This window comes from Streptomyces sp. NPDC038280, from assembly GCF_055600045.1.
This window is the reverse complement of record NZ_JBVJYZ010000010.1, coordinates 104,299-126,139: the sequence shown is the minus strand read 5'-3', so window position 1 is coordinate 126,139 and position 21,841 is coordinate 104,299. Positions and strand designations below refer to the sequence as shown.

The window sequence follows — 21,841 nt, the reverse complement described above, 5'->3', positions numbered from 1 at the left end:
CCGTGCCGTGCTCGGGGTGCGCATGAGCGCGCCGCCACCCGCCGACGCTCCGCCCGCGCCTACAGCACCGCGACCGGCGCGACCGGGGTTCCCGTACCGCCCACGAACGGCTCGGGCATGGCGGAGAGCAGGAAGGTGTACCGCTTCTCCTGTGCACAGGCTGTGGACAGGCCCTCCAGATTCCAGTTCTGGCCCTGGAGCATCCCCATCTCGACGAGATCGAGGGCGTGGACCGGCAGCCAGAGGTTCTCGATCTCCGGCGGGAAGATCTCGAACGTGAGGGTGTCGTTCGCGACGGCGGCGACATCGCGGGCATGGAACCACTCCGGGGTGCGCACGGAGAGCCCGGGCGACGGATAGGCGTACGCGTGCTTGTCCCCCGACAGATACTGCTGGATCTGGCCCGTGCGTACGAGGACGATGTCCCCGGACCGGACCGTCACCCCGCCGAAGTCGGCCGCCTCGTCCAGGTCTTCGGGGGTCACGGCGTGATCCCCCGGCAGCCGGTCGACCCCCTTCGCGCGCGCGACGTCGAGCAGGACACCCCGGCTCACGATGTGGCGCGCCTTCTCGATGCCGCTGAACTCGCTGCGGCCGTGGGGGGTGATGGAGGTGGCGGGGCGTCCGTTGTAGATCTTCCCCGAGTGGGAGACATGGGTCAGCGCGTCCCAGTGGGTGCCGGCCTGGAGACCCAAGGTCACGGCGTCGTCGCTGGTGGCGACCGTGCCCGGGCCGAAGATCTCCTGATTGACCTGGACCATCACATGGAGCGGATTCACCCGGCCGGGGATCATTCCCGTCTGGACGCCGTCCTGCTTGAGGTCGAGCGCGAGCGGCACGCGCAGACCGCTGCGGACGGTGGCGGCGGCCGCGCGGACGACCTCGTCGGTGATCAGGTTGAGCGTGCCGATCTCGTCGTCGGCGCCCCAACGGCCCCAGTTGTTCAGCCGTTTGGCGATGTCGTGGAACTCGGCGGGAAGTGACATCGGTCCTCCGAGGGGCTTGTCTTCCAGTATCTGACGGGGCATAGAATCTAACGGGTCGTCAGAAACCGCGGGAAGGGGCCGGACGTGGGGAACTTCTTGGCAGGCAAGGTCGTCGCCGTGACGGGAGCGGGGCGCGGCATCGGCCGGGCGGTCGCCCTCGCCTGCGCGGCCGAGGGAGCCAGGGTCGTCGTCAACGACTACGGCGTCTCGATCGAGGGAGGTGAGCCGACGTCGGACGTCGCGGTGTCCGTCGTCAAGGAGATCGAGGCGGCCGGTGGATCGGCCGTGGCCGTCGCCGACGACATCTCCACGATGGCGGGCGGCCAGCGGATCGTGGACGTCGCGCTCGCGGAGTACGGGCGGATCGACGGGGTCGTGTGCGTGGCGGGCATCCTGCGCGAACGCATGCTCTTCAACATGTCCGAGGAGGAGTGGGACCCGGTCGTCGCGACGCATCTGAAGGGGACGTTCACGGTCTTCCGGGCGGCGTCGGCGGTGATGCGGAAGCAGGGCACGGGGACGCTGATCGGCTTCACCAGCGGCAACCACCAGGGGTCCGTGGCGCAGGCCAACTACTCGGCGGCCAAGGGCGGGATCATCTCGCTGGTCCGCAGCGCGGCGCTCGGCCTCCACAAGTACGGCGTCACCGCGAACGCGGTCGCGCCGGTCGCCCGGACCCGGATGTCCGCGAACGTCCCGATGGAACTGAAGGAGATCGGCGAGCCGGAGGACGTGGCGGCGCTGGTGGTCTACCTCCTCTCCGATCGTGCCCGCGAGGAACGGATCACCGGCCAGGTCTACACGATCGCGGGCCCCAAGATCGCGGTCTGGGCCCAGCCGAGAGAACTCCGGGCCGGCTACGCGGAGTCCGGCGCTTGGACCCCGGAGCGCATCGCGGACTTCCTCCCGGGAACGGTGGGCACGGACCCGATGCCGCTGCTGACGCGCCTGGAGGAAATGGCGAGGGCGGCGGCGTCGGGCGAAAGGCCGAACGGGTAGGGGGCGCGGCGGCACCACCCGGCCCCGCAGGGTTTCGGGAAGGGCCGGGGTGGGGGAAAGAACCCCGCCCCCACCACAGGAGGCATTCGTGGACTTTGAGTTCGGGGTCGAGGACGAGGTCTTTCGGGGGGAAGCCCGCGACTGGCTGCGGGCGCGCCCGGCCGGAGGGTGGGAGCCGCGGGAGTGGGAGCGGGAGCTCGGGGCGCATGGGTGGGTCGGGATCGGATGGGCGTCGGGGGCGTACGGAAGCCGGCGGGCCACGCTGACCCAGCAGGTCGTGTGGGCCGAGGAGTACGCCCGCGCCGACGCTCCCGCCCGCGTCGGCCACATCGGCGAGAACCTGCTCGCGCCGACGCTGCTGGCGTACGGCACGAAGGAGCAGCAGGACCGCTTCCTGCCCGGCATCGCACGGGGCGAGGAGCTCTGGTGCCAGGGGTACAGCGAGCCCGGCGCCGGGTCCGACCTGGCCTCCCTGCGGACCAAGGCCGTCCGCGAGGGGACCACGTACCGCGTCACCGGTCAGAAGATCTGGACCTCCCTCGCCCAGGACGCCGACTGGTGCTTCGTCCTCGCGAGGACCACGGAGGGGTCCCGCAGGCACGACGGCCTGTCGTTCCTCCTCGTCCCCATGGACCAGCCCGGCCACGTCGACGTGCGGCCCATCCGCCAGATGTCCGGAACGAGCGAGTTCAACGAGGTGTTCTTCGACGGGGCGGCCGCCCATGACGTCGTCGGGGGCGAGGGCAACGGCTGGCACGTAGCGATGGGGTTGCTCGCCCTGGAGCGCGGGGTGTCGACCCTCGCCCAGCAGATCGGTTTCCAGGCGGAGCTCGCGGAAGTGGCGCGCGCCGCCGTGGAGTCCGGCGCCGTCCACGACCCCGTACTCAAGGACCGTCTCGTACGGCAGTGGGCGGAGCTGCGCACCATGCGGTGGAACGCGCTGCGGACGCTGGGGAGCACGGACGACCCCGGCGCGCCCAGTGTGGCCAAGCTGCTGTGGGGCCGCTGGCACCAGCGGCTCGGCGAGCTCGCCGTCCAGGTGCGGGGCGCCACCGCCGCCACCGGCCCCGGCCCGTGGTCGAGGGCGTACGAACTCGACGCGTCGCAAAGGCTGTTCCTCTTCACCCGCGCCGACACCATCTACGGCGGCTCGGACGAGATCCAGCGCACCATCATCGCCGAGCGGGTGCTCGGTCTGCCGAGGGAACCGAAGGAGCGAGGATGAGAGGCGTGGTGTTCGACGGGAAGCAGGCCCAGGTCGTCGACGATCTGGAGGTCCGCGACCCGGGGCCCGGCGAAGTCCTCGTCGCGATCGCCGCGGCGGGGCTGTGCCACAGCGATCTGTCGGTGATCGACGGCACGATCCCCTTCCCGCCGCCGGTCGTGCTGGGGCACGAGGGCGCGGGTGTCGTCGAGGCCGTCGGCGCGGGTGTCACCCATGTCGTGGCGGGTGACCACGTGGCGCTGTCCACGCTCGCCAACTGCGGCGCCTGCGCGGACTGCGACCGGGGGCGGCCCACGATGTGCCGCAAGGCGATCGGGATGCCGGGGCAGCCGTTCTCCAGGGCCGGAAGCCCGCTGTTCCAGTTCGCGTCCAACTCGGCCTTCGCGGAGCGGACCGTCGTGAAGGCCGTCCAGGCGGTGAAGATCCCCGACGACATCCCGCTCACCTCCGCCGCGCTGATCGGCTGCGGGGTGCTCACGGGCGTCGGGGCCGTACTCAACCGGGCCAGGGTCGACCGCGGCGACACCGTCGTCGTCATCGGCACGGGCGGCATCGGGCTCAACGTCCTGCAGGGCGCCCGGATCGCCGGCGCCTCCGTGATCGTCGCCGTCGACACGAACCCGGGGAAGGAGGCGGTGGCCAGGCAGTTCGGCGCCACGCACTTCCTGGCGTCCGCGGACGACGTGCGCGGGGTCCTGCCGACCGGCGCCGACCACGTCTTCGAGTGCGTGGGCCACACCGGCCTGATCCGGCAGGCGATCGACCTGCTCGACCGGCGGGGCCAGGCGATCCTGCTGGGCATGGCCGCGCCGACGGCGGAGGCGGTCTTCCTGCCCGCCGCGATGTTCCTGGACAAGTCCATCCTGGGCTGCCGGTACGGCAGTTCCCGTCCCCAGCACGACATCAGGCTGTACGCGCAGCTGTACCGGGACGGCCGGCTGCTCCTCGACGAACTGGTCACCGAGACCTATCCGGTCGAGGACTTCGCGAAGGCGGCGGACGACGCGCACCACGGGCGGGTGGCCCGCGGGGTGCTGACCTTCTGAGGCGCTCCGGAGCACTCCAGGGCGCTCCCGGCCGGGAAAAAGGGGTTGGGCGCCGGCACCGTCGTCCCGTTACGTTCATGGCCATGTCCTACCGAGAAGTCGTCACCCGGCCCGTTCTCGTCTGGGCCGCCGTCGGCGTCGGGGCGCGGATGCCCGTCGCTATGGCGCCCCTGGCCCTTGTCTTCCTGGTGCGCGAACGGCCCGGTGGATACACCCTCGGCGCCGTCCTCGCCGCCGTCTATGTCGTCGGCGAGATCCTCGGCGCTCCGGTCCTCGGTACGCGGATGCGGGCGGAGCGGGCCCGCCCGCAGCTCGCGGCCGGGCTCACCGGCGGAGCGCTGGCCTTCGCCGGGCTCGGACTGGCGCAGGGCGCCCACCCGGTGGTGCTGGGCGTGCTCGCCTTCGTGGCGGGGTGCGCGCCGTCCGCGGCGCCCGGGGGCCTGCGGGCGCTCCTCACCGGCATGGTCCCGGAGAAGGCCGTCACCCAGGCGATGAGCCTGGAGTCCGTCCTCACCTTCGGTATCTGGGCCGCCGCGCCCGCGCTCGCCACCGGCTTGGCGCTCGGCGTCGACGCTTCCGTACCGCTGGTGCTCGCGGGCGCGCTGATGGCGGTGTCCGTCGCCGGACTGTGGGCGCTGCCCGCCGGCTGGAAGACCGAGGAGCCGGACGGGAGCGGCACGTCGACGGCGCGGATCCTGGCCCGCGCCTGGCCGGTGTACGTCACGGGCGCGGCGAGCCTCACGCTGCTCGCGCTCGCCGAACTGATCCTCCCCGCACTCCTGGAGCAGCGGTCCATCGGGATCGGGTGGGCGGGGCCGCTGCTCGCCGGGTTCTCGATCGGCTCGGCGGTGGGAGCGTTCGTGTACGGCCTGCGGAGCTGGCCGGGCCGGCTCCCCACCCAGAGCCTGGTGCTGCTGCTCGGGGTCGCGGCGGGCATCGCGCTGGTCGCCGTACTGCCGTGGACCGGGCTGATCGCCGCCGGGCTGCTGGCGGCCGGGCTGCTCCAGTCTCCCGCGATGCTCGCCCGGAACCTGACGCTGCGCGAGGTGCTGCCGCCCAGTGCCCTGGCCGCCGGGTATTCGGTGATGTACGCGGCGGTCGGCGCCGGTTACGCGGCGAGCGGGAGCCTCGCGGGGGCGCTGCTGCGCTGGGTGGCGCCGTCGACGGCGATCCTGGCGGGCGTGGGACTCACGCTGCTGCTGACCGTGACGGGGGCGGTGGGCGAGCGCCGGATGCGCTCAGCGCGCCGCGCCCTGAGCATCGGGGCTGCCGTGACCGCTGGGGGCGGCGTGGGTGCCGGTGCCGGCGCGGAAGGTGCGGCGGTAGACGGTCGGCGGGACGCCGAGCGCGGCCTGTAGGTGCTGCCGCATCGACTGGGCTGTGCCGAAGCCGGCGTCCTGGGCCACCTGGTCGATGCCGAGGTCGGTGGACTCCAGCAGATGGCGGGCCCGTTCGACGCGCTGCTGGGTGAGCCACTGTCCCGGGCTGATTCCCACCTCCTCGCGGAACCGGCGGGTGAAGGTGCGGACGCTCATCGCCTCCTGGTCGGCCAGGTCGCGCAGCTGGATCGGCTCGTGAAGATGCGCGAGGGCCCAGGCCCGGGCCGTGGTCGTGGTGGCGTTGCCGGGCTCGGGGAAGGGGCGCTCGATGTACTGGGCCTGTCCGCCGTCCCGGTGCGGGGGGACGACGGTCCGGCGGGCGACCTCGTTGGCGACGGCCGAGCCGTGGTCGCGGCGCACGAGGTGGAGGCAGAGGTCGATGCCCGCGGCGACGCCCGCCGAGGTGAGGACGTCGCCGTCGTCGACGAAGAGGACGCCCGCGTCGACCTGGATCCTGGGGAACAGCCGCTGGAAGTGCTCGGCCGCCGACCAGTGCGTGGTGGCGGGCCGGCCGTCGAGGAACCCGGCGGCGGCGAGGACGTATCCGCCGGTGCAGATGGAGACGAGCCGGGTGCCGGGCCGGATGTGGGCGAGGGCGGCGGCCAGTTCGGGGGTGAGACGGCCCTCGTCGTAGACCGGTCCCAGTTCGTAGGAGGCCGGGACGATGACGGTGTCGGCCGAGGCGAGCGCCTCGGGCCCGTGCTCGACCTGGATGGCGAAGTCGGCGTCGGTACGGACCGGGCCGACGGCGGTCGCGCACGTGATGATCTCGTACAGGGTCCGGCCGTCGGCGTCCTTGGCGCGGCCGAAGATGCGGTGCGGGATCCCGAGCTCGAAGGGGAGCAGCCCGGGGAGCGCGAGGACGACGATGCGGTGCTTCCGGAAACCGGCCATGGCCCGATCGTATCGAAAGCTGTCATTCGGGCCAGTGGTCCGGCGTGCTGATCTTCGACGATTCTGTGTGACGTGACCCAGACAACCTCTCGCCCCGAGTCGTCCCAGCGGCCCCTGCAGACGCCGCGCCGCATCCACCGCGCGTGGTTCGTGGCGGCCGTCGCCTTCGTCACGATCATCGGCGCCGCGGCCTTCCGCTCGCTGCCGGGCCTGCTGATCGACCCGCTGCACGGCGAGTTCGGCTGGTCGCGCGGCACGATCGGCCTCGCGGTCTCCGTGAACCTCGCGCTGTACGGCCTGACGGCGCCGTTCGCCGCGGCGCTCATGGACCGCTTCGGCATCCGCAAGGTCGTCGCGGTCGCGCTCACGGTCATCGCGGTCGGCTCCGGACTGACCGTGTTCATGTCCTCCAGCTGGCAGCTCATCCTCTATTGGGGCCTGCTGGTCGGTCTCGGCAGCGGCTCGATGGCGCTGGCCTTCGCGGCCACCGTCACCAACCGCTGGTTCACCGAGCGCCGGGGGCTCGTCACCGGCATCCTGACGGCCGCGTCCGCGTCCGGGCAGCTGATCTTCCTGCCGCTGCTGTCCTGGCTGGTGGAGCACCACGGCTGGCGCCCCGCGTCGATCACCGTCGCGCTGTCGGCGCTCGCGGTCGTCCCGTTCGTCTGGCTGCTGCTGCGGGACCACCCGGCGGACGTGGGACAGGCGGCTTACGGGGCAACGGAGTTCGTCGAGAAGCCCGCGCCGGTCACGGGAGCGGCGCGACGCACGCTGACGGTGCTGTTCTCCGCGGCCCGCACCGGCCCCTTCTGGCTGCTGGCCGGCACCTTCGCGATCTGCGGCGCCTCGACGAACGGCCTGGTGCAGACCCACTTCGTCCCCGCGGCGCACGACCACGGCATGCCCATCACGGCGGCGGCGTCGCTGCTCGCGGTGATCGGCGTCTTCGACGTCGTCGGCACGATCGCGTCGGGCTGGTTCACCGACCGCTTCGAGGCGCGCCGCCTCCTCGCCGTCTACTACGCGCTGCGCGGCATCTCGCTGCTCTTCCTGCCGATGCTCCTCGCCCCGTCCGTGCACCCGCCGATGGTCTTCTTCATCGTCTTCTACGGCCTGGACTGGGTGGCCACGGTCCCGCCGACGATCGCCCTGTGCCGCGAGCACTACGGTGACGACTCGGCGATCGTCTTCGGCTGGGTCCTCGCCTCCCACCAGGTGGGCGCGGCGGTGGTGGCCTTCGCGGGCGGCCTGGCGCGGGACCTCTTCGGCTCGTACGACGTGGTCTGGTACGCCTCGGGGGCCCTGTGCGCGGCGGCGGCCCTGATGGCCCTGGTGATCCGCAGGCGCCCGGCGCCCGTGGCGATGGCCGTCTGACCTCCCCGAGTCTCCGTCGCAGGGCCCGTGCGCCGAGCCTCCGTCGCCGGGCCGTGCGCCGATTCCCCAGCGCCGGGCCGTGCGCCGATTCTCCGGCGCCGGCCTACGCGGTGAAGCGGCCGAAGCGACCCCGGTGGAAGAGCAGGGGCGCGCCTTCATCCCCGGCGCCCAGGGCCTCCACCCTGCCCACCACGATCAGGTGGTCCCCGCCCGTGTGGACCGTGCGGATCGCGCAGTCGATCCAGGCCGGGACGGAGTCCAGGCGGGGGGAGCCGGTCACGGGCGCCGGCCCGTAGGGGACCCCCGCGAACTTGTCCGCGCCGCTCACCGCGAAGCCCCGGCACAGCTCGCCCTGGTCCGCCCCGAGGATGTTCACGCAGAACGCCCCGGCGCGGGCGATCCTCGGCCAGGTCGTCGAGGTGCGGGCCACCATGAAGGCGACCAGGGGTGGGTCCAGGGAGAGCGAGGCGAAGGACTGGCAGGCGAAGCCGGCCGGGTCGCCGTTCTCGTCGAGGGCGGTGATCACGGTGACGCCGCTCGCGAAGTGTCCGAGTACCCGACGGAATTCGGCCGGATCGACGGGCAGCCGCTCGTCGTCACGGACCGCCCGGAGATCCGGGCGGGGGAGCGGCTCGACGGCGGTACGTGCCCCGACGGAGCTGAGGTATCGGACGGCGGTGGCCGCCATCCCGGCGTGTCCCATCACATCACCCATTGAAGCTGACGGTTCGTCAGATGGGAAGGTGTGCGGCCCACCCGGTCCGGGTCATCGCCCCTGGTACCTCGGCGCGCGGCGCTCCACGAAGCTCGCCACGCCCTCGTTCGCGTCCCGCGTCGTCATATTGATCTCCTGCGCGGCGGCCTCCGCCGCGAAAGCGGTGGCCCGGTCCGTGTCCAGCGACGCGTTCACCAGCTGCTTGGTCAGCGCGAGCGCCCGTGTCGGTCCCTGCGCCAGCCGCTCGGCCCACTCCCGCGCGGTCTTCTCCAGCTCCGGCGCCGGGACCACCCGGTTGACCAGCCCCATCCGCTGCGCCTCCGCCGCCGGCAGCGCGTCGCCGAAGAACATCAGCTCCTTGGCGCGCTGGGGGCCGACGAGCCGCGGCAGCAGATACGCCCCGCCCCCGTCCGGCACAAGACCGCGCCGCGCGAACACCTCGATGAACCGCGCGCCCTCCGCGGCGAGGACGAGATCGCAGGCGAAGGCCAGATGCGCGCCGATACCGGCCGCGGTCCCGTTCACCGCCGCGATCACCGGCTTCTCACAGTCGAGGACCGCGGCGACGAGCCGCTGCGCGCCGAGCCGGATCGTCCGCGCCACATCGCCCGCGACCCGCTCGCCCCCGGCGGACGGCGCGCCGCCGCCCCGCAGATCGGCGCCGGCGCAGAAGCCCTTGCCGGTGGCGGTCAGGACGACGGCGCGTACGTCCGGGTCCGCGGAGGCCTCCGCGAGCAGCGAGATGATCCTTTCCCGCTGGTCCCAGGTGACGGCGTTCATGGCCTCGGGGCGGTTGAGCGTGATCCACGAGACGCCGTTGTCAGTGGTGTGCAGTACCAATGACTCAGCGAATTCCAGGGACTCTTCGGGGGAGGACGTCATGGGGGAGCAGCTCCACTTCCTGTGGTGCGTACGGGCAGCGGGATCGCCGGGATCAGCGCGGTCGGCAGGGCCGGCGGGGGTGGCTGAGGCAGCGGCGTCAGCGGCAGACCGCCAGGGCGTCCAGGGCCACCGCGCCCTGGCCGCGCGGCAGCACCATCAGCGGGTTGATGTCCAGCTCCGACAGCTCGTCGCCCAGTTCCAGCGCCATCCGCTGCACCCGCAGCACCACTTCCACCAGCGCGTCCACGTCCGCGGGGGGCGCTCCCCGGACGCCGTCCAGCAGGGCCCGCCCGCGCAGTTCGCCGAGCATCGCGCGCGCCTGACCCTCGCCGAAGGGAGGCACCCGTACCGCGGCGTCGTTCAGGACCTCCACCAGGACTCCGCCGAGGCCCACCGTCACCGTCGGTCCGAAGAGCGCGTCCTGGGTGACGCCGACGACCATCTCGACGCCCCGCTCCACCATCTGGCAGACCAGGATGCCGTCGAGATCGATGTTCTCGTAGCGGGCGATGTCGGCCAGTTCGCGGTAGGCGTCGCGGACCTGGCTCGCCGACGTCAGGCCGATCTTGACGAGGCCCAGCTCGGTCTTGTGGGCCAGCCGCGCGCCCGACGCCTTCATCACCACCGGGTAGCCGACGAGGCCGGCCGCCCGGACCGCCGCGGCCGCGCTGGTCACCAGCTGCTCGCGCGGTACGCGAATGCCGTACGCCCGCAGGAGCTGCTTCGCCGCGTGTTCGCTCAGACGGTGGCCCGGGCGCATCAGCGCCTGCGCCTTGCGGAAGGACGGCGAGAGGGTGCGCGGCGCCTCGTCGAAGGGCGAGCGGTAGGCGGTGGTGAACCGGCTGTGGTCGAGGTAGGCCTTGACGGCGGTGACGCAGTTGCCGAAGGTGCGGAAGGTGGCGACCCGGGACGAGCCCAGCAGTGTCGTCCGGTAAGCCTCCTCGGTGCCCACGGGCGAGCCCCACACCACGCACACCAGCTTGTCCGTGGTCTCCGCCGCGTCCACCAGGTCCTGTGCCAGCTTGTCGCTCATCGGCGGGAAGGGGCCGGTGATCGGGCAGATCAGTACGCCGACCTCCGGATCGGCGAGGATCGCGTCGATGATCTTCCGGCCGCGCCAGTCGCCGACGGGGTGGCCGCCGTTGTCCACCGGGTTGGCCACGTTCAGGTACTCGGGTATCCACTGGTGGAGTTCTGTCTGCTTGGCCGTGCTCAGGGTCGGCAGGCGCAGTCCGGCGGCCGTCGCCAGGTCCGAGAAGTGCGCGCCCGTGCCGCCCGAGATCGAATACACCACGACGCCCTCGGCGGCGGGCCTGCGGGCCCGGGCCAGCAGGGCGGCGGTGTCCTGGAGTTCGTCGAGGCCGTCCACGCGGATCACGCCGAACTGCCGCATCGCGGCGTCGACGACCTGGTCCGCGCCGGTGAGCTTGCCGGTGTGTGAGGCGGCCATGCGGGCGCCGGTCTCGGTGCGGCCGACCTTCACGGCGACGACCGGCACCCCCCGGCGCGCGGCGCGGTCGGCGGCGAGCAGGAAGGACCGGCCGTCCTTGAGTCCCTCGACGTAGCAGGCGATGGCCCCGACCTCGGGGCGCTCGGCGAAGTACGAGATGAAGTCGGCGGTCTCCAGATCGGCTTCGTTGCCGGTCGGCGCCCAGTGGGAGAGCCGTACGCCCAGCTCCTGCATGGTGAAGACCGGGCGCCCCTGGTGGCCGGACTGGGTGATCAGGGCGATCGCCGGGCCCTCCAGGTCGTCGCGGAACCGCTCGAAGGCGTTGAGGTTGGTGTTCGGGCCGAGCAGGCGCAGGCCCGAGCGCTGGACCGCGGTGGCCAGGTGGGCCTGCGCGAGGGCTCCGGCGTCGCCGGTCTCGGCGAAGCCCGAGGCGAAGGCGACGGCGAACTTGACCTTGGCCTCGGCCAGTTCGCCGATGAGGGGGAGGGGATCGGCGACGAGGAGCACGGCCAGATCGACGGGCTCGGGCAGCTCGGCGACGGAGGGCACGCAGTCGATGCCGAAGACGGACGTCCGGGTCGGGTGCACCGGATGCACCCGCGCGCCGACGCGGTCGGCCCAGGCGATGAGCTGCCGGGTGATGCCGGTGTTGGGCCGCCCCTCGGTGTCGGAGGCCCCGACGACGGCGACGGACTCGGGCCGGAAGAACCGGTCGAGATCGGGAACGGAGGCGTAGAGCGGGCGCCCGCTGACATCCAGGTCGCCCTCGGTCGCGGCGGTGCCGTGGACAGCGGTGCCGGTCTGCTCCCCGCAGGCCACGACGCGCGCGCGGAGATCGGTGGTGAAGGTGCCGTGGGTTGATCCAAGCATCGTTCCGCCCCGCTCCTGCTCGTTCGGTCAACTGAACTGACGCATAGTCAGATTACAGACCTGACGGCATGTCAGGAACAGGTGCGGGGGCACTTCTCTGCCGGCGGGCGTCCTCCAGTGGGTCGGGGCGCCCCGACCGCCCCCTCGGTCGTGGGCGCGCCGACCGTCCGGCAGGGGCCCGACCGCCCGCTCGGTCGCGGGCGCGCCGACCGTTCGGCCGGGGGTGCCCGCTTCCGTGCCGCGGGACCGGCTCAGCCTTCGGCGGCGGTCACCAGCTCTTCCTTCGTAGTCGCCCCGTCCACCGGCACGTCGAAGCTGTACCCCTCGTCGCAGAAGATGAGCTCGATGTCCTTCGGGACGAGCGTGCGGTACCAGAGGGCGAACTCGGCGACCAGGCCGATGTGACCGTCCAGGTAGACGCACCGGCCGTCGACGTGCGTGTGACCCTCGACGGTCTCGCCGTCGCGCTCCAGCTCCCATTCGACGTCGCGCACCCGCACGTCCTCGGGCAGCTCCCTCCGCCGCACGGACGCGTCCGGCCATGTGGCCGACAGTGAGGCGATGAGGGCGTCCTGGCTGACGCTCCACTCCTCGCTGTCGAATACGACCAGATAGTTCATCTCGCCACTCCCTCGCGGATCCACTTCTTCACGGCTTGACGTCAACCTGCCCCGGGATGCCGTACTTGCGCATCTTCTCCTGGAAGTAGGCCACGGCCCGTGGGTCATTGGTGACGATCCGCAACTTCTTCACCGGCGTGTTCGTGTCCTTGAGCACGGCAGCGTACCGACGGAACTCGTCGTCGACATCGGCGTCGACCTTCTGCCGGATGAAGTCGGGCGCTTTGGAACCCTTGATGAAGGGGCTCCTGTCCGGGTTGTCCACCAGCTTGGCGTCGATCAGATCGCCGGTGTTCGAGTCGAAGCCGTCCGCCCAGACCTTCTCGCCGCCGCCTTCCACCTGGTATTCGGTGTCGCCGGCATGCTTCCGCTGATAGGCGCGCTGCTTGGGATTTCCGTAGTTGGCGCCACGCGTCTTCAGCTTGAGCTTGTACTTGGTAATGCAGTCGTTGTTGTGGACGAGGGCCGAGCCGGCCCCGACGCCCACGTAGTACGTGTGGATCCCGTCGACGGTCAGGTCGTGGGTCGTCAGGCGCTTGGCGAACCGCTGGACGACGCCGACCTGTACCGACGTGCCGGCGGACGTGCGCAGCAGCGCGCCGGGCCGGATGTCACCCGCGTCCACCCAGCGCCCCAGGTCCACCGCCCAGAACGGGTGGGTGTCGGTCGCCGTGACGACGGCGGGGCCTTCGGGGGTGAGGACCGTCAGCCGGGTGAAGTCCTTGTCGTCGTGGGTGGTGAAGGTGCGGGTCACGGTACGGAGCGTGGTGAGCCCGCTCGCCGGGTCGGTGGCGACGACCTGGTCGCCCAGGCGTACCGACTCGATCGGCACGCTCAGCCCGCCGGCGACGAGCACCCGGGTGCCCGGCGGGAAGCTGTGGCTGACCGGGCAGGTGGTCGGCTTGTCGTCGGGCTTCTTCTCGTCCGGCTTCTTCGGCTTCTCCGCGTCGAGTTTCTTCTTCGCGTCCTCGAGTTTCTTCTCGGCGTCCTTGACCTTCTTACGGTTCTTGATCAGACCCGTCAGACCGTCATAGAGCTTCCCGCCGTGCTTCTTGAGCTTCCCGATCAGCTCGGCGGCCTTCTTCCACTTCCACGGCGCCCCGTACTTCGCCGCGAGCTTCCCAACCGCACCGCCGATCAGACTGGTCAAAATGTTGATCAAAGTCTCGGTGCAGGCGCCCATGTCGCCCTTGGTGATGCAGTCGAAGGCATCCTTGATCCCGAGCTCCTCGGCCAGGATCTTCGCCAGCTCCTTGGCCGCTTCCTTCGCCTTGTCCGAGTCCGACTTCTCGGCCTTCTGCGCGTCCTCGAGCTCCTTGACGGCCTTCTCGTAATCAAGCTGCGCCTGCGTCTTGGGCTGCCCGTTGTTGTCCGACGCCGGCTTGCCCGAACCCGGACCGTCCGCCTGCGTCGTCCCGTCCCCACCACCGCCGCCGCAGTCACCACCGCCACTGATCCGGCACACCTGCGCGCTGATCTTCTCCGTCAGCTCCGCACCGATCCCCGTCGCCACAAGAGCGCCGACGATGGCCACCACGACCATGACAAGGCCCAGGTACTCCAACGCACCCTGACCCCGCTGCGACTTCCGCAACCCCAACAACCGGGCATCGGTGCGGTAACCGCTCGTGCGCCACCGCCGACGGGCCCAACGCGCAATAGTCTCAGGCGACATGAGCCCGACCCTAGAACGGGCGGACCGGCTTTGTCGTGGGCCTGAGGACCCATCGGTGGGCCCAACTGCGTTTCAGAACAGTCGAGTTCTGGACACCCCGACCGCCCGCCGCACCCGGTCGTCCGCGGCTACCTCGCCAGTGCCTTGGCGATCCGGCGGGCGTCGATCGCCATCTCGCGGAACATGCCGCTGATCGGGTTCGTGAAGCCGGTGAAGTACAGGCCGGGCGCCTGGGGCGGGGTACGGCCGCCGTGGACCACCGGGCGGCCGCGGCCGTCGAGGACGTCGAGGTGGCCGACGAGGTCCTCGAGGGCGCGGGTGTAGCCGGTCGCGGCGATGACCGTGTCCGGGGTGAGGCGGGTGCCGTCCGCCAGGACCACCTTGCCGTCGTCGAAGGACTCGACCGCGGCGACCACCTCGACCTTCCCAGCCCTCACCGCGTCGATCAGACCGACGTCCTGGACCGGGATCGCGCCCTGGCGGACCCGGGAGTACAGGCCCGTGTCCGGGCGGGGGAGGCCGTGGGCCGACAGGTCGGGGATCGCGAGCCGGGACATCAGGCCGCCCAGCCGGTCCACGAGGCGGACGGGAAGCCGCCGCACCAGGATCCCGGTGCGCTGGGCCGGCCACCCGGCCGTGGAGCGGCGCACGATGTGGGGCACCGTACGGACCGCGAGACGCACCCGGGCCGCGCCGCCCTCGGCCAGGTCGGCGGCGATCTCGGCGCCGGTGTTGCCGGCGCCGACGACGAGGACGTCCTTGCCCGCGTAGGGGGCCGGGTTGCGGTAGGTGCCCGCGTGCAGCAGCTCACCCCCGTACGCGTCGAGACCGGGCCAGTCGGGCAGCCGCGGGGTGTGGTTGTAGCCGGTGGCCACCACGACCGCGCGCCCGGTGAGCCGGCGCCCGCCGGTGGCGTGCAGCACCCAGTCCCCGTCGGCCGGCTCGATCCTGGAGACCGCGACCCCCGTCACGATCTCCAGCTCGTGCACCTCGGCGTACTTCTCCAGATAGCGCACGACGTCGTCCCGTGAGACCCACCGTCCGAAGGAGCGGGGGATCGGCAGTCCGGGCAGCGCGGAGAGCCGCCGGGTCGTGTGCAGGCGCAGCCGGTCGTAGTGGCCCCGCCAGGAGGCGCCGACGGAGTCGGACTTCTCCAGCACGACGGCCCGGACGCCGCGCTCGCGCAGTGAGGCCGCGACGGCGAGTCCCCCGGGGCCGCCGCCGACGACGTAGACGGGTCTGTCATGGGTGGTCATGTCCATGAATGCTGAGCGTAACGGCGTGCTCACATGATGGGTCTCGGTGAAGAGGGGTTTCGGTTGCGAATCGATCACGCCCGCACGCCCCTTGCGTACAACGGTTGCATCCGCTGAACTGACGTACCGTCAGATCAAACGGGAGGGGAGCCCCCATGCGGACCATCTGGCTCACCGGCGGCGAGTGGCTCGCCGTCCTGCGGATCGGGCTCGGGCTGTGGTGGCTGGAGAGCTGGCGCCACAAGGACAAGAAGGGCTGGTTCGAGCGCGGCACGGGCATCGCCTGGGCGCAGGACGTCGCCGCGAAGCACAAATGGGCCATGGTCAAAGGAGGCTTCGACCGGGTGGTCGCGCCCCGCCCCAGAGCGATCGCCTACGTCGTCGTCTACGCCGAACTCGCCCTGGGCCTCGGCCTCGTCCTCGGCTTCCTCACGCCGATCGCCCTCGTCGGCGGCCTGCTCCTCAACCTTCTCTATCTGGTCCTGATGATCCACGACTGGGCCGAGCAGGGGCAGAACGCGATGATGGCGCTGATCTCCTTCGTCGCGCTCTTCGCGATGTCCTGGCAGACCTGGTCCCTCGACCACGCGATCGGACTGTTCTGATGACCACCGCGAAGCCGGCCGCGATCACCGCCGCCACGCCCGGGATCGACGCCTTCACCCGGCCCTACTGGGACGCCGCCGCCGACGGCCGGCTGCTGATCATCCGCTGCGGCGCCTGCGGGAAGGCCCCGCACTACCCGCGCGAGTTCTGCCCGTCCTGCTGGAGCGAGGACGTCGCCTGGGAGCAGGTGAGCGGACGGGCCACGCTCTACACGTGGTCCGTCGTGCACCGCAACGACCTGCCGCCCTTCGGCACGCGCACGCCCTACACGGCCGCCGTCGTGGACCTCGTCGAGGGCCCGCGGCTGATGACCGGGATCGTGGAGTGTGCGGAGGCGGACCTCCGGATCGGCATGGAGCTGGAGGTGGCCTTCCGGACGGACGACACGGACGGCGTCACCATCCCGGTGTTCCGGCCGGCCGGCGCGCCCGGCCCATGAGCACGCCCGGGCCAACGCCCGGCCCTTGCGCACGCTCGGGCCAACGCCCGGCCCTTGCGCACGCTCGGGCCAACGCCCGGCCCTTGCGCACGCTCGGGCCAACGCCCGGCCCTTGCGCACGCTCGGGCTGAGCGCGACCGACCCTTGAGGGCACTCAGCGCTCGAGGGCGCTCACACCTTGAGCGGTACGGGGTGGATCTCGTCGGCGGCGTGCCCCGTGCGCTCGTGGATGCGCTGCACCGCCTCGGCCGACGGCGCCTCGGACAGGCAGTACACCGTCCCGGACTCAGGGTCGGCCCACGCCTTCTCGAAGTGGACGCCCTCGTCCTTCTCGATGGACAGGTCCGCCTGGTGCGCTTCCTTCAGCTGCTCCGCCGTTATGCCCACCATTCCGTGGTGGACGTCCATGTAGGTCGGCATGGCTCCCACACCTCCGCTGGTCGCGTCGCGCCCCCGTTTCCTTCCTTCCATGGTGCGCCGCTCACTCGCCCGGGGCCACGCAGAGCTGGGCCGTCACCACCAGGTTCAGCAGCTCCGGGTCGACGAACTCGCCCTCGGCCGGTGGGGCGCAGCGCCACGACAAGGGGTACGTGTTCCCGTGGGCGGCCGGGACCCCGACGTACTGGTCGCGGGCCGAGGGGCCGAAACAGGTGGCGCCCGGCGGCCACGCGTATTCCTTGCTCGTCCCCGGAGGGATCAGGAAATACGTCCACCGCCCGCCCGCCACCTCCCGCACCACGGGCCCCGGCTGCCCGTCCGTGAGGTCGGCCAGGTGGTGGAGCACGGCCTCGCCGCGCACCCCGCGCACGCGGATGGCGTCGAAGTGGACACCGGCGAGACGCAGCTGGTGGCCCGACGCCGGTACCCAATCGGGGAGTTTGTTGCTCGTCATGGCTACGAGCATTCCGATGGTTGCGTAGCGTGACCAGAGGGACTCGATGCACATCGGACCGATGTGGGGAGGGTGGTGGTCGTTGTGGTCACGAGCCAGCAGCCGTCGGCGGCGCGCGTGCACGTGGGGGAGCTGATCAAGGGCTTCCGCAAGCGGGCGAACCTGACGCAGAAGGACGCGGCGGAACGCCTGTTGATCTCGGAGTCGCTGGCCGGGGCGTACGAGCGCGCGGAGCGGATTCCGACGTCCGACTTCCTGCGGGACGCGGACAAGGTGCTCGGCGCGGAGGGCGCGCTGATGTCATGCGTCCGGCTGATGGAGGAGGAGAAGTACCCGCGGACGTTCATCGGCTGGGTGCGGCTGGAACGGGACGCGCGCAGCATCGGCGCGTACGAGAACATGCTGTTCCCGGGCCTGCTCCAGACGGAGGCGTACGTACGGGCGCTGTACGGGGTGCGGGTGCCGTCGCTGAGCGAGGGTGAGATCGAGCGGAACGTGCAGGCCCGGTTGGAGCGGCAGGCGGTGCTGCGGCGCGATCCGTTGCCCGTGGTGGCGTATGTGATCGACGAGTCGGTGCTGCAACGGCCCATCGGAGGCCCGGAGGTGCTGAAGGCGCAGCTCTGGCACGTGGCGGAGTGCGCGCAGGGGATGCAGCATCTGACGGTGCAGGTAATGCCGATGAGGCTGGCGGTGCATGCGGCAATGAGCGGGCCGATGGCTCTGCTGAGTACACCGGAGGGGCGGAATTTCGGGTACGCGAGCTGGCAGGGCGGCGGTACGTTGATCTCGAATCCGCAGGACGTCAACCAGTGGATCGACCGCTTCGGCGCCTTGCGGGCCCAGGCGCTCACCCCCTGGGAGTCCGTGGACCTGATCGAGAGGATGGCGGGGCAGCTATGAGCACCGAGCTCGCGTGGTTCAAGTCCAGTTACAGCGGCAACGAGGGCGGCGCCTGCGTCGAGGTGGCCTACGACTGGCGCAAGTCCAGCTACAGCGACAACGAGGGTGGCAACTGCGTCGAGGTCGCCGCCCACCCCCGCGCCGTCCACGTCCGTGACTCCAAGGTCCCCGACGGCCCCGTCTTCACCGTCACACCCGCCGCCTGGAGCGCCTTCCTGGAGGGGCACGCAACGCGCTAGGCGTGTGGTCAACCACCCCCCGGCAGGGGCGAGTTCGGTCGTACGATGCCCTCGGGCCCACGAAGCGTGTGGAACGAGGGGGAATGATGTTCGCAGAGGGAATGACCGCCCTGGCGGCAGCGCTCAGTGCCGCCGTGGTCCAGGCAGCCGGTACGGATGCCTGGACCGCTGTCCGTGACCGGGTGGCCGGAGTCTTCGGCCGGGGTGACGGAGAGGTCGAGCGGGCCGAGCTGGAGCGGCTCGACCGGACGGCCGCCACGCTGGAGGCGTCGGCGCCCGAGGAGGCCGACCGGACCAGGACGCGCCAGGAGGGCTTCTGGCAGGGCCGCTTCGAGGAACTGCTGGAACGGCTGCCCGAGGACGAGCGGGCGCGTGCCGTCGCGGAGTTGCGTGCCGTGATCGCGGAGCAGGACGGCCCGTCGGGGGCGGCCGGCGGACAGCTCTCGGGCAATGTCTTCCACGGCCCCACCGCCGTCCAGACCGGCAGTCACAGCCACCAGGTCAACCACTTCGGGCGGGGTGCGTGAACGACTCCGTACCCCCGAGACCGCCGGGACCCCCGAGACCCTCGAACCCGCCGAACACCTTCCACGGCTCCAACGCGGCGCAGACGGGCCCGTACAGCACCCAGTACAACCACTACGCGGAGCCGCGCAGCAAGGTATGGATGTCGGTCACGGGGACGGCCGCGCTGGTCGTGATCTGCGGCGCCGTACTGGCCTGGTTCCAGCTCTTCGGTAACCCGGACACCTCAGACGCGGGCAAGGACCCGGGGGCGGTGACGTCGTCATCCGGCGGAGGGACGGACCACGCGGGCGATCCGGCGCCGCCGGCGTCGCTGCCGTCCGAGAGCACGCCGTCGAGCGGCAAACCCTGGACGGGGCCCGTGCGGCTCACAGAGATGGGGCCGCAGCTCGACCGGAACCCTCCCACGCTCGACGCGTACGAACGCGATCTCTACCTCGTGCTGATTTATCCGACGACGGTCCATGACTCGGACGCCATGACCAACAAGAGCAACATCGCGATCTGGTCGGGAGAGGGCACGCCCAACCGTCAGCAGTGCCTGGAGACGGTCTCTGCGCAGGGCATCCGGCAGGTCGAGGTGAAGCAGGGGACGGTGCTCTGTGTGAGGACCAAGGAAGGGCGCATCGCGGCACTGAAGGTCACCAAGGCGGTGAACGACTTCACCACCGGTGTCGAGGCGCAGGCGACCGTATGGCCCGAGATCATCGCGGCATCAGGAACGAACTGACCCACCACCCTCACGGCCAGAGCAGCTCCCGTACCCACTCCGCCCCTTCCCGGCGGTACCGCAGCCGGACGTGCCGCCGGCGCTCGTCGCCCTGGAAGAACTCGACCTCGCGGGGTTCGAGTACGTACACCGTCCAGGTCTCCGACTCGGCGTCCGGCTCGGCCCGCGCGCGCTCCCAGGCCGCCCGGCTCGCCTCGGCCAGCGTGTCCGTCGCGTCGAGGACCTCGCTCTGCCGGCCGACCAGGGCGGAGGCCAGCGCGCCCGTCGAGCGGGCGTGGAGGTCGGCGGCGGCCTCCTCGGGGGTGCCGGTCACGACCTGGCCGCGGACGCGGATCTGGCGGCCGCGGGACGGCCAGTAGAAGCCCAGCGCCGCGTCCGGGCGGCCCGCCAGCTGGCGGCCCTTGGCGCTGGTGGCGTGCGAGGCGAAGTGCCAGCCGCGTGCGTCGGCGTCGTGCAGCATCAGGGTCCGTACGTCCGGCCGCCCGTCGTCGTCGACGGTGGCCAGTGACATGGTGTGCGGCTCGGGCTGGCCCGCCTCGGCCGCCTCGACGAGCCACTCCTGGAAGAGCGGCAGCGGCTCGGAGGGTGCGGCCGTGGGGTCGAAGTCCGGCAGGTCGATGTCCCAGACCCGCAGCGAGCGGAGGGTGGCGTGGAAGCGTGACGCGGTCGGCTCGGTCATGGGGCCCATCCTTTCGCGCCGTCCGACAGCCGCTCGCGGCAGGTCCGCCTGGAGGCGATGATTCCGGCATGTCACACGTGTCACCCGGCTTCGACCCGGTGACCAGCCGCCATCCGGCGGCCGTGTGGTGGGAGGAGATCGCGCGGAGCCGGCCGGCCGGGGGCCGACCGGTCGACCGCCCCCTCACGCGGCCAGGCGGGCGACCGCGTAGGACTTGAGCGGGATCGCGCGGGCCGCCTTCTGGATCTCGTCGCGGATCTTCTTGGCGATCAGGTTCTTCCAGGGGGTGCGGGGGAGTATCCGCACCATGAACATCCGCAGGGCGATCTTGCGGCGCGAGGAGACGGTCATCTCCTTGGCGAAGCCCGCGGCGACCTTCTGGTTCAGCTCGACGCCGGGCCGCATCTCCCGCTCATAGGCGGCGAAGGCGGCCGTGTGGTCGCCGCCGGCCGCCGCGAGCTCGCCCGCCAGGACGTATGCGCCGATGAGCGCGAGGCCGGTGCCCTGCCCGGAGGCGGGGGAGGCGCAGTGGGCGGCGTCGCCCAGGAGCACGACCCTGCCCTTCGACCAGCGGTCCATCTCGATGAGGCTGAGGGAGTCGAAGTAGAAGTCGTCGGCCGCCGCGGCGTCCTGAAGGAAGCGGGGGATCTCCCAGCCGACGCCGGTGAAATTGTCGGCGAGCAGCCGCTTCTGCTGGGTGGAGTCCCGGTGGTCGTAGACCAGTTCCTGCGGGGTGGAGAAGACGAAGCCGGTCTTCGCGGTGGTCTCGCGGGCGGAACGGTAGGCGAACACCAGCTTGTTCGGGACCGCGTGGTAGGTCTCCCACTGGGTGAGACCCAGGCGGTTGGGGCCGGAGAAGATGGAGATGTACGCGCCGAGGTGGCGCGTGAACTGCTTCTCGTCGCCGAAGACGAGCCGCCGGGTGTTCGAGTGCATTCCGTCGGCGCCGACGACCAGGTCGAACCGGCGGCGCGTGCCGCTCTCGAAGGTGACCTCGACGCCGTCCGCGTCCTCGTCGAGGGCCGCGATCGAGTCCCCGAAGAGGTACTCGACGTCGTCGCGGGTGCGGTCGTACAGGATGCGGGCGAGGTCGCCGCGCATGATCTCGTCGTCGCCCTCGACCCGGCCGCCGAAGATCTCGGCGGGCAGCTCGCCGATGGTCCGGCCCTCGGAGTCGACGTACGAACCGCCGTCCATGTCGGTGGACTTGGCCCGCACAGCGTCCATGATGCCCATCCGCTCGCAGACCTCGATGGCCGTGCCGCGAAGGTCGACCTTGTAGCCGCCGGGCCGCAGTTCGGGGGCCCTCTCGACCACCGTCGGCACGAACCCGTAGCGGTGCAGCCACAGGGCGAGGGCGGGACCGGCGATCGAGGCGCCGGAGATCAGGACGGTCTTGGAAGCGGGCGTGCGCGTCATGGCGGGACTCCTTGTCGGTGGTGTCCGGCGCCGCTTCCGGC

General features: G+C 71.5%; 23 protein-coding genes. 11 read left to right on the top strand and 12 right to left on the bottom strand.

All coding sequences use genetic code 11. The features are described from left to right. Positions 1 to 59: 59 nt before the first annotated feature. Positions 60 to 986 (bottom strand): cyclase family protein, encoded by a 927-nt coding sequence (locus ACZ7J0_RS21175; RefSeq protein ID WP_470889512.1) that lies wholly within the window; start codon positions 984 to 986, stop codon positions 60 to 62. An 84-nt stretch (positions 987 to 1,070) separates the two neighbouring features. Here ACZ7J0_RS21175 and ACZ7J0_RS21170 point away from each other — a divergent pair, with 84 nt between their 5' ends. The 4 genes from ACZ7J0_RS21170 (at position 1,071) to ACZ7J0_RS21155 (ending at position 5,614) form a co-directional block, all read left to right on the top strand. Beyond that, on the top strand, positions 1,071 to 1,985 hold the full coding sequence (locus ACZ7J0_RS21170) for an SDR family oxidoreductase (RefSeq protein ID WP_470889511.1): 915 nt from the start codon (positions 1,071 to 1,073) through the stop codon (positions 1,983 to 1,985). An 88-nt stretch (positions 1,986 to 2,073) separates the two neighbouring features. Beyond that, on the top strand, positions 2,074 to 3,210 hold the full coding sequence (locus tag ACZ7J0_RS21165) for an acyl-CoA dehydrogenase family protein (protein WP_470889509.1): 1,137 nt from the start codon (positions 2,074 to 2,076) through the stop codon (positions 3,208 to 3,210). After that, the gene (locus tag ACZ7J0_RS21160; protein ID WP_470889507.1) at positions 3,207 to 4,256 is read left to right on the top strand and encodes a Zn-dependent alcohol dehydrogenase; all 1,050 of its coding nucleotides are present in this window, start codon (positions 3,207 to 3,209) and stop codon (positions 4,254 to 4,256) included. The genes ACZ7J0_RS21165 and ACZ7J0_RS21160 overlap by 4 nt, the downstream gene beginning before the upstream one ends. 83 nt (positions 4,257 to 4,339) lie before the next feature. Continuing rightward, positions 4,340 to 5,614 carry an MFS transporter gene (locus ACZ7J0_RS21155; protein WP_470889505.1) on the top strand — a complete coding sequence of 425 codons (1,275 nt, stop codon included), beginning with the start codon at positions 4,340 to 4,342 and terminating at the stop codon, positions 5,612 to 5,614. Here the strand turns inward: ACZ7J0_RS21155 and ACZ7J0_RS21150 are convergent. Next, complete coding sequence (locus ACZ7J0_RS21150) at positions 5,495 to 6,529, bottom strand: GlxA family transcriptional regulator (RefSeq protein ID WP_470889503.1); 1,035 nt, start codon at positions 6,527 to 6,529, stop codon at positions 5,495 to 5,497. The genes ACZ7J0_RS21155 and ACZ7J0_RS21150 overlap by 120 nt on opposite strands. A 72-nt stretch (positions 6,530 to 6,601) precedes the next feature. Here ACZ7J0_RS21150 and ACZ7J0_RS21145 point away from each other — a divergent pair, with 72 nt between their 5' ends. Next, positions 6,602 to 7,903, top strand: coding sequence for an MFS transporter (locus tag ACZ7J0_RS21145; protein ID WP_470889501.1), 1,302 nt, complete (start codon positions 6,602 to 6,604; stop codon positions 7,901 to 7,903). A 103-nt stretch (positions 7,904 to 8,006) separates the two neighbouring features. Here ACZ7J0_RS21145 and ACZ7J0_RS21140 read toward each other — a convergent pair whose 3' ends face one another. The 6 genes from ACZ7J0_RS21140 to ACZ7J0_RS21115 all read right to left on the bottom strand — a co-directional run bounded on the left by ACZ7J0_RS21140 (position 8,007) and on the right by ACZ7J0_RS21115 (position 15,377). Further along, positions 8,007 to 8,591 carry a flavin reductase family protein gene (locus ACZ7J0_RS21140; RefSeq protein WP_470889751.1) on the bottom strand — a complete coding sequence of 195 codons (585 nt, stop codon included), beginning with the start codon at positions 8,589 to 8,591 and terminating at the stop codon, positions 8,007 to 8,009. 78 nt (positions 8,592 to 8,669) lie between these two features. Then, positions 8,670 to 9,500 carry an enoyl-CoA hydratase/isomerase family protein gene (locus ACZ7J0_RS21135; RefSeq protein WP_470889499.1) on the bottom strand — a complete coding sequence of 277 codons (831 nt, stop codon included), beginning with the start codon at positions 9,498 to 9,500 and terminating at the stop codon, positions 8,670 to 8,672. Positions 9,501 to 9,597: 97 nt separating this feature from the next. Next, on the bottom strand, positions 9,598 to 11,820 hold the full coding sequence (locus ACZ7J0_RS21130; RefSeq protein ID WP_470889497.1) for an acetate--CoA ligase family protein: 2,223 nt from the start codon (positions 11,818 to 11,820) through the stop codon (positions 9,598 to 9,600). Positions 11,821 to 12,071: 251 nt separating this feature from the next. Then, positions 12,072 to 12,440 carry a hypothetical protein gene (locus tag ACZ7J0_RS21125; RefSeq protein ID WP_470889495.1) on the bottom strand — a complete coding sequence of 123 codons (369 nt, stop codon included), beginning with the start codon at positions 12,438 to 12,440 and terminating at the stop codon, positions 12,072 to 12,074. A gap of 28 nt (positions 12,441 to 12,468) precedes the next feature. After that, a complete protein-coding gene (locus ACZ7J0_RS21120; protein ID WP_470889493.1) occupies positions 12,469 to 14,004 on the bottom strand; it encodes a restriction endonuclease fold toxin-2 domain-containing protein in 1,536 nt (511 codons plus the stop codon). A 239-nt stretch (positions 14,005 to 14,243) separates the two neighbouring features. Next, positions 14,244 to 15,377 carry a flavin-containing monooxygenase gene (locus ACZ7J0_RS21115; protein ID WP_470889491.1) on the bottom strand — a complete coding sequence of 378 codons (1,134 nt, stop codon included), beginning with the start codon at positions 15,375 to 15,377 and terminating at the stop codon, positions 14,244 to 14,246. A 149-nt stretch (positions 15,378 to 15,526) separates the two neighbouring features. On the opposite strand from ACZ7J0_RS21115, the gene ACZ7J0_RS21110 reads away from it, so the two are divergent. Both ACZ7J0_RS21110 and ACZ7J0_RS21105 read left to right on the top strand, forming a co-directional pair. After that, positions 15,527 to 15,976 (top strand): DoxX family protein, encoded by a 450-nt coding sequence (locus ACZ7J0_RS21110; protein ID WP_470889489.1) that lies wholly within the window; start codon positions 15,527 to 15,529, stop codon positions 15,974 to 15,976. Continuing rightward, positions 15,976 to 16,416, top strand: a complete 441-nt coding sequence (locus ACZ7J0_RS21105; protein ID WP_470889487.1) for a Zn-ribbon domain-containing OB-fold protein — start codon at positions 15,976 to 15,978, stop codon at positions 16,414 to 16,416. The genes ACZ7J0_RS21110 and ACZ7J0_RS21105 overlap by 1 nt, the downstream gene beginning before the upstream one ends. 171 nt (positions 16,417 to 16,587) lie before the next feature. Here the strand turns inward: ACZ7J0_RS21105 and ACZ7J0_RS21100 are convergent, their stop codons facing one another. Continuing rightward, positions 16,588 to 16,836, bottom strand: a complete 249-nt coding sequence (locus ACZ7J0_RS21100) for an SCO4226 family nickel-binding protein (RefSeq protein WP_470889485.1) — start codon at positions 16,834 to 16,836, stop codon at positions 16,588 to 16,590. A gap of 61 nt (positions 16,837 to 16,897) precedes the next feature. Then, on the bottom strand, positions 16,898 to 17,308 hold the full coding sequence (locus ACZ7J0_RS21095; RefSeq protein WP_470889483.1) for a hypothetical protein: 411 nt from the start codon (positions 17,306 to 17,308) through the stop codon (positions 16,898 to 16,900). A 75-nt stretch (positions 17,309 to 17,383) separates the two neighbouring features. On the opposite strand from ACZ7J0_RS21095, the gene ACZ7J0_RS21090 reads away from it, so the two are divergent. From ACZ7J0_RS21090 to ACZ7J0_RS21075, 4 genes are all read left to right on the top strand, one after another. Further along, the gene (locus tag ACZ7J0_RS21090) at positions 17,384 to 18,208 is read left to right on the top strand and encodes a helix-turn-helix domain-containing protein (protein WP_470889481.1); all 825 of its coding nucleotides are present in this window, start codon (positions 17,384 to 17,386) and stop codon (positions 18,206 to 18,208) included. Next, positions 18,205 to 18,447, top strand: a complete 243-nt coding sequence (locus tag ACZ7J0_RS21085) for a DUF397 domain-containing protein (RefSeq protein WP_470889479.1) — start codon at positions 18,205 to 18,207, stop codon at positions 18,445 to 18,447. Before ACZ7J0_RS21090 ends, ACZ7J0_RS21085 begins: the two co-directional genes overlap by 4 nt. An 86-nt stretch (positions 18,448 to 18,533) precedes the next feature. Further along, on the top strand, positions 18,534 to 18,974 hold the full coding sequence (locus ACZ7J0_RS21080) for a hypothetical protein (RefSeq protein ID WP_470889477.1): 441 nt from the start codon (positions 18,534 to 18,536) through the stop codon (positions 18,972 to 18,974). Next, positions 18,971 to 19,702, top strand: coding sequence for a hypothetical protein (locus ACZ7J0_RS21075; protein ID WP_470889475.1), 732 nt, complete (start codon positions 18,971 to 18,973; stop codon positions 19,700 to 19,702). The genes ACZ7J0_RS21080 and ACZ7J0_RS21075 overlap by 4 nt, the downstream gene beginning before the upstream one ends. Before the next feature lie 10 nt (positions 19,703 to 19,712). On the opposite strand, the gene ACZ7J0_RS21070 is transcribed toward ACZ7J0_RS21075, so the two are convergent. Both ACZ7J0_RS21070 and ACZ7J0_RS21065 read right to left on the bottom strand, forming a co-directional pair. Beyond that, positions 19,713 to 20,381, bottom strand: coding sequence for a pyridoxine/pyridoxamine 5'-phosphate oxidase (locus ACZ7J0_RS21070; protein ID WP_470889473.1), 669 nt, complete (start codon positions 20,379 to 20,381; stop codon positions 19,713 to 19,715). A gap of 183 nt (positions 20,382 to 20,564) precedes the next feature. Beyond that, positions 20,565 to 21,800 carry an FAD-dependent monooxygenase gene (locus ACZ7J0_RS21065; RefSeq protein WP_470889471.1) on the bottom strand — a complete coding sequence of 412 codons (1,236 nt, stop codon included), beginning with the start codon at positions 21,798 to 21,800 and terminating at the stop codon, positions 20,565 to 20,567. Positions 21,801 to 21,841: the final 41 nt, after the last annotated feature.